At 51.1% G+C, this 6197-nt stretch carries 8 protein-coding genes; 7 read left to right on the top strand and 1 reads right to left on the bottom strand.

Annotation, left to right across the window (positions count from 1 at the left end; all coding sequences use genetic code 11):
• Positions 1–276, bottom strand: a 276-nt coding sequence (locus tag BMZ81_RS13735) for a hotdog fold domain-containing protein (RefSeq protein ID WP_242942658.1), incomplete at its 3' end; no start/stop codon positions are given.
• Between the two features lie 488 nt (positions 277–764).
• Here BMZ81_RS13735 and BMZ81_RS13730 point away from each other — a divergent pair.
• The 7 genes from BMZ81_RS13730 to BMZ81_RS13700 all read left to right on the top strand — a co-directional run.
• Complete coding sequence (locus tag BMZ81_RS13730) at positions 765–1235, top strand: hotdog fold domain-containing protein (protein WP_091133077.1); 471 nt, start codon at positions 765–767, stop codon at positions 1233–1235.
• Positions 1236–1287: 52 nt separating this feature from the next.
• Complete coding sequence (locus tag BMZ81_RS13725) at positions 1288–1491, top strand: 4Fe-4S dicluster domain-containing protein (protein WP_091133074.1); 204 nt, start codon at positions 1288–1290, stop codon at positions 1489–1491.
• Between the two features lie 11 nt (positions 1492–1502).
• Positions 1503–2558 (top strand): 3-methyl-2-oxobutanoate dehydrogenase subunit VorB, encoded by a 1056-nt coding sequence (gene vorB, locus BMZ81_RS13720; RefSeq protein WP_091133071.1) that lies wholly within the window; start codon positions 1503–1505, stop codon positions 2556–2558.
• Positions 2559–2568: 10 nt separating this feature from the next.
• Positions 2569–3318 carry a thiamine pyrophosphate-dependent enzyme gene (locus BMZ81_RS13715; protein ID WP_091133079.1) on the top strand — a complete coding sequence of 250 codons (750 nt, stop codon included), beginning with the start codon at positions 2569–2571 and terminating at the stop codon, positions 3316–3318.
• 3 nt (positions 3319–3321) lie between these two features.
• A complete protein-coding gene (locus tag BMZ81_RS13710; RefSeq protein ID WP_091133069.1) occupies positions 3322–3852 on the top strand; it encodes a 2-oxoacid:acceptor oxidoreductase family protein in 531 nt (176 codons plus the stop codon).
• 250 nt (positions 3853–4102) lie between these two features.
• On the top strand, positions 4103–5059 hold the full coding sequence (locus BMZ81_RS13705; RefSeq protein ID WP_091133067.1) for a C-terminal binding protein: 957 nt from the start codon (positions 4103–4105) through the stop codon (positions 5057–5059).
• Between the two features lie 406 nt (positions 5060–5465).
• Positions 5466–6197, top strand: a 732-nt coding sequence (locus BMZ81_RS13700) for a 4Fe-4S binding protein (protein ID WP_143072793.1), incomplete at its 3' end; no start/stop codon positions are given.

Below are 6197 nucleotides of genomic sequence, written 5' to 3'. Positions count from 1 at the left end.
GTACTTGTATGCCTCAAACTTGCAGGTCAGAGAGGTGTTGCCCACCTTTTCAATCCAGCCGGTGTACTCCATGAAGTCGCCGGCGTAGACGGGAGCCGTGAAGCGGACGTTCTCATAGCCCAAAAACAGGCTCTCGTCGCCGAACAGCCGGATGGCCAGCTCCGTGCCCACATCGCCCCAGAAGTCCAGAATGTGGGAGCCGTTTACCAGGTCGCCGGCATAGTGCGCCTCGCCAGCGGACATCCGTACTCTCAATGTTACCTTTTCGCCAATCATGTTATTTTCCTCCTTGTATTTATGTAGAGAAAGCGTTGTTACAACAGTTTCTTTACTTATATTTACAGTGCGAAAACCGCACTATAAAACAAAATTAAATAAAAAATATTTTGATGGCCTAAGCATAAATTCTTAATATTAGAATCAATTTTTTTCATTAAGAATTATAATGCGTTTGCATGTGAATGTCAACTGGTTTAAAAAATAAAGGGAAAGTTTTTTGTATGTATCATATCTGTCATATAAAATGATTATAAATCATCTATATTTATTGGATTAGCAAAAAAGTTTAGAAAAAAGAATGAGGTTTTTCTACTGCTTCTGTTGGAGGAGAAAAACACTTTTGTAAATAAGCACAAAAAATACGCCATAAATTCTAAATAAAAGAAAAGCATTCTGAATATTGACACACAAAAAGGGCGGTGATATAATCACCATATCGCAGAGGGGCTTCTGCCAAAAAAATAAAGAAGGGAGAGAAAGAAACGATGATCGGTGAAAAGGTAGTTCACAAACTCATGATGACCGGAGCGGATGGGCACTATGTCGGGAATCTGGTCAACGGCACTCGTATGTTGGACTTCTTCGGCGATGTGGCCACAGAACTACTGGTTCGGATGGACGGCGATCTGAGCCTGTTCAGAAGTTATAAGGAAGTTGATTTCCTTGCCCCCGTGTATGTCGGCGATTTCATGGAGTACCACGGCTGGATTGAGAGGAAGGGCAAGACTTCCTACGAAGTACATTTTGAAGCCTGGAAGGTCATCACGATGCCCGATGACTTCAAGCTGAAGAGCAATTTCCTGGACGGCGTTCAGGGCGAGCCGCATCTGCTGAATCTGCAGCAATCTGCCGCCTTGGTATGCAATCCTCCCATCCTGTGCGGCAAGGCAATTGGCGTTCTTGTAATTCCTGAGGACTGCCAGCGCGGCCCGCAGGACCCCAAGTTTGCTCAGTAAAATTCAACTCACAATAACTCATAATTTGGAGTGGACGGAGCAGGAGTAGAAAATGAATATTGTAAAAATTGATTTTGACCGCTGCAAAGAGTGCGGTTACTGCATCAAGTTTTGCCCGAAGGGTGTCCTTTCAAAGGGCACGAAGGTCAATAAGAGGGGCTACTATCCGCCCGTAGTCGGGGAAGGCTGCATCGCATGTGCTACTTGCGCAAGAGTGTGCCCCGATACGGCAATTTCTGTGTTTAAGGAAGAGTAAGGAGGGAAACCATGGGAGAAAAAGTATTTATGCAGGGCAACCAGGCCATGGCAGAATCCGCCATTCGCGCTGGCTGCAAGTTGTATTTCGGGTACCCCATTACTCCTTCCAGCGAAGTACCTGAATACTATGCAAAAGCAATGAGAGAGCGTCCTGAAGAGCATATTACCTTCATTCAGGCAGAGACAGAGGTTTCCGCATTTAACATGGTGGCGGGTGCCGCAGCAACCGGCCATCGCGCCATGACCGCAACCTCTGGCCCGGGCTTCAGTCTTGGCCAGGAGGCTATGAGCTACATGGCTGCTGGTGATATCCCTGGCGTCATTGTGGAAGTTATGCGTCCCGGTCCCGGCGATGCTGATATTCTGGCGGCTCAGGGCGATTATTTCCAGGCTGTCAAAGGCGGCGGACACGGAGATTATAACAATCTGGTGCTGGCCCCCTATTCTGTGCAGGAGCTGTGCGACCTGATGCAGGAGAGCTTTGAATTGGCGGAGAAGTATCACAACCCCGTCATCCTGCTGAGCGATGCAACGCTGGCGAAGATGCGCGAGGCAGTGGAACTGCCCGGTTATGTGGATGAACCCGCTCCCGCAGATAAGTACAACGCACTGCGCGGCTGCGGCAAGGACAAGGAGCCCCACAAGGTTGTTACCTGCGGCGACGGCCCTGTTCAGTGGGAGCAGTTTAATCTGAAACTGCAGGAAAAGTTCAAGCGGATTAAGGACAATGAGGTTCGCTATGAGACCTATAACATGGATGACGCCGATATTATCCTGGTGGCTTACGGATCCATGGCCCGTGTCTGCGAGAGTGCTATGAAGATGGCCCGCGAAGAGGGGCTGAAGGTCGGCATGATTCGGCCCATATCCCTGTGGCCCTTCCCCGAAAAGGCCTTTGAGGGTATTACCGGCAAAAAGTTCCTGGTGTGTGAGCTGAGTGCCGGCCAGATGGTGGAAGATGTGAAACTGGCTGTGGAGAACAAGCGGGATGTCAGCTTCTTTGGTAAGCTCGGTGGCACTACGCCCAGCCCGAAGGTGATCCTCGAGCAGATTAAGAAGATTTGAGGTGAGTTACGTGAAGACGATTTATAAAAGACCTGAAGTTTTCACCGATGCAGTTACCACCTATTGCGGCGGCTGCGGCCATGGCATTGTTGGCAAGCTGATCGCTGAACTGATTGATGAGATGGGCCTGCAGGACAACGGCATTCTGGTTTGGCCGATTGGATGCTCCTGCCTGTCCGACCGTTACTACAAGATGGATGCTTATATGGCATTGCACGGCCGTGCTCCCGCAGCTGCCACCGGCATCAAGAGAGCCGACCCCAGCAAGTTCGTTATGGTTTATCAAGGCGACGGCGATCTGGCATCTGAGGGTATGGCTGAGATTATGCATGCTGCCATCCGTGGCGAGAAGTTCAGCGTCATTTTTATCAACAACGCCATTTATGGCATGACCGGCGGCCAGGTGGCTCCCACGACGCTGATGGATCAGGTGGCTTCCACCGCTCCCTATGGTCGTAAGGCTGACACTTGTGGCTTCCCTGTTAAAATGGCGGAGCTGCTGGCGAATCTGCCCGGCGTTATTTACAGTGAGCGCGTGACCGTGAACTCCCCCGCCCACATTGCCGCCTGCAAGCGGGCACTGAAAAAGTCCTTTGAGCTCCAGTTGGGGGGCAAGGGCATGAGCTTTATCGAAATTCTGTCTCCCTGCCCCACGGGCTGGAAGTTGTCTCCCGTTAAGGCACTGGACTGGATCGAGGAGCAGGCCATTCAGGAGTATCCTCTGGGCGTGATTAAAGATGTTGAAAAGGAGGATGCATAAATTATGAAACAGGAACTGCTGCTCTCCGGCATTGGCGGCCAGGGCGTGATCACGGTTGGTGAGGCTCTGTGCGATGCTGCGATTAAGTCCGGCTATAATGTAACATTCGTTCCTTTCTACGGCCAGGAAAAGCGCGGTGGCCGTACCATGTGCAACATCGTGATTTCCGACGGCATGGAGAGCCCCATCATTTCCGAGGCGAATGTCATGCTGATCATGGACGAGCGCTCTCTGAAGGACTATCAGGATATTGTCGATCCCAATGGTACGCTGATTATCAACAGCTCCATGGTTGACACGGAGCCCACCAGCAAATGCGCGTCTGTGAAGAAGGTTCCCTTTAATGAGATTGCTCAGGATCTGGGTAACCCCAAAACGGCAAACGTGGTGGCCCTGGGCTATGTTGCAAAGCTGCTGCCGATGGTTCCCTATGATGCCATCGCCGCAGAAGTGGAAAAATCCTTTGAGAAGAAGCCCAAGCTGATCCCTATCAATCTGGAGGCTTTGCGCAAGGGCTATGACCTGAACAGCTGATCGTACATATGTACGGGGCTAAAGAACCCCCGTGGATTCGATCAAAAGGGAAGAGCGCCGATTCTTTGAATACCGTTTATCTGTGATACTTCACAGACGATCACGTCCCGACGCTGTGCCGCGACTGGTGAGTGGCACAGCTGTGGGGGCGGCGTTGGACACGGCAATTTAGCAGAATTGGCATTTTCACCAAAGATTCAAAACCTGGCCTGTATGGGGCAGGAATTCTGTTTCAAGGAGAGCTGGATATATGAAAATCGTAATTTCAGATTGCAGCTGGAACGCCTATGACATCGAAAAAGCGCATCTGCCCGCAGATGCGGAGGTTGTCTGTGCTCAGGTTCGCTCAGAGGAAGACATTCTTGAGATCTGCAAGGACGCAGATGCCTGCATGTCCGAGTATGGCCCCTATACCCGCCGTGTGTTGGAGCAGTTGCCCAATCTGAAGATTATCTCCAACACGGCCATGGGTGTGGATAACATTGATCTTGCTGCAGCAAAAGAGTTGGGCATTGCTGTTGCCAATGTGCCTGATTATTGCTTCTATGAAGTTGCAGAGCATGCCATGGCGCTGATTCTGGCTTGCCTGCGCAACATCGTAGGCTATGACAACAAGGTCCATCAGAAGATTTGGGACTTTGCACAGGCCCCTAAGCTGTATCGAATTCACGGCACAACGCTTGGCATGATCGGCTGCGGCCGGATTCCCCAGAAGGTTGCCGTCATGGCCAAGGGCTTCGGCATGAATCTTGTGGGGTATGACCCTTATCTGCCGAAAGAAGTCGCCGATCAGTTTGGCATCAAGATGGTGTCTATGGAAGAACTGGCCGCTGAGGCGGATGTGATTCTGAGCCATGTGCCCCTGATGCCCAGCACCGTAAAAATGGTTGACAGGAAGTTCTTTGAAGGTCTGAAGAGGAGTCCTGTATTTGTCAACACCTCCCGCGGCGGCACGGTCGACTATGACGCGCTGTGCGATGCCCTGGAGGACGGCAGAGTGCGGTTTGCCGGTTTGGATGTCGTGGACTCTGAGCCTGCTGACTTTAGCACCAGAATCTTCCAGGAGGAAAATGTAATCTTTACCCCCCATGCTGCCTTCTACTCTGAGGATGACATGGTGGAACTGCGGAGACGTTCTGCTGAAAATGTGACGAACTACCTGACCGGTGACCGCAGTAAAGTGAACTATGTGGTAAAGCCCGAGTAAAACATACTTGACAGTTTCCCCTTAAGGTGGAAGCGCTCTAGGAAATGGCATGGCTTTTTAAAAAATAGAAACCATGCCTGGTGAGAAGAGCGGATCCGGATAGCTTTAAGGGGGAACTGTCAAATGCCGTATGATATATTATGATAGGTGGATGTCTCCCGCACCTGCTGATTCGTGGTGCTGACGGAGACCTACTGATCGGTAAAGTGATCGGTAAAGAGCAGATCTGGGGGGAAAGATGGCATAAAACCATGGACTCCCCATTAAAATTGGTAACCATGGCAATGACGGCTGTCAATGCCTGACGGATAGATGAAATAGCGGAATCATTTTATCTAACACAGAGAACGGAACAAAGTTTTCCGTATGATGGATGATCCGTACCAAAGAGCGGAGGAAGACAATCATGCGAGGAGTCCACAGCGCGGTAGACGACATCCGCCGGACAATATTTACGGAAGTGGCGCGTCTTGCGTATGAGGGCGGAGACTACAACAACATAGATACCATTCACTATAAATTGACCCCCACCGAAGTGGCAAAATTTAGGCATGATATTTTTTTGGAGCGGGCCATCGACCAAGCGCGGTTTTGCCTGGCCCTGGGCATGGACCTGCAGCCGGCTACAGAGCGGCCTTTGCTCAGTACGCATATTCAGGAGCTTGTGGATTCAGATGACAAGTTTTTTAAAGAGCCGCTGGTAAATATCATCCCCTTTGCGTGCAATGCCTGCCCGCCGAAGCAGATCCGGATTACGGACAGCTGCCAGGGCTGCATCTCTCACCCCTGCATGAATGTGTGCCCGAAGGACGCCATTTATGTGGATAAGGAGACCCACTGCCACATTGACCAGGACAAGTGCATCAAGTGCGGCAAGTGCTTCAACCAGTGCCCCTATCATGCCATCAGTAAGATCGAGCGGCCCTGTGCGGCAGCGTGCGGAATGGACGCGATAGAATCGGACGAGCTGGGGCGGGCAAAAATCAACTATGACAAATGCGTGTCCTGCGGCATGTGCCTGGTGAACTGCCCGTTCGCGGCCATCGCGGACAAGAGCCAGATTTTCCAGGTGATCAACGCGATGAAGCGTGGAGAAAAGGTAATCGCGTGCGTGGCGCCGGCATTTGTGGGACAGTTC

The sequence above is a fragment of the Oscillibacter sp. PC13 genome (assembly GCF_900115635.1).
Lineage (GTDB): Bacteria > Bacillota > Clostridia > Oscillospirales > Oscillospiraceae > Oscillibacter.
The sequence above is the reverse complement of the archived record's forward strand: the minus strand, read 5'-3'. Positions and strand labels throughout refer to the sequence as shown.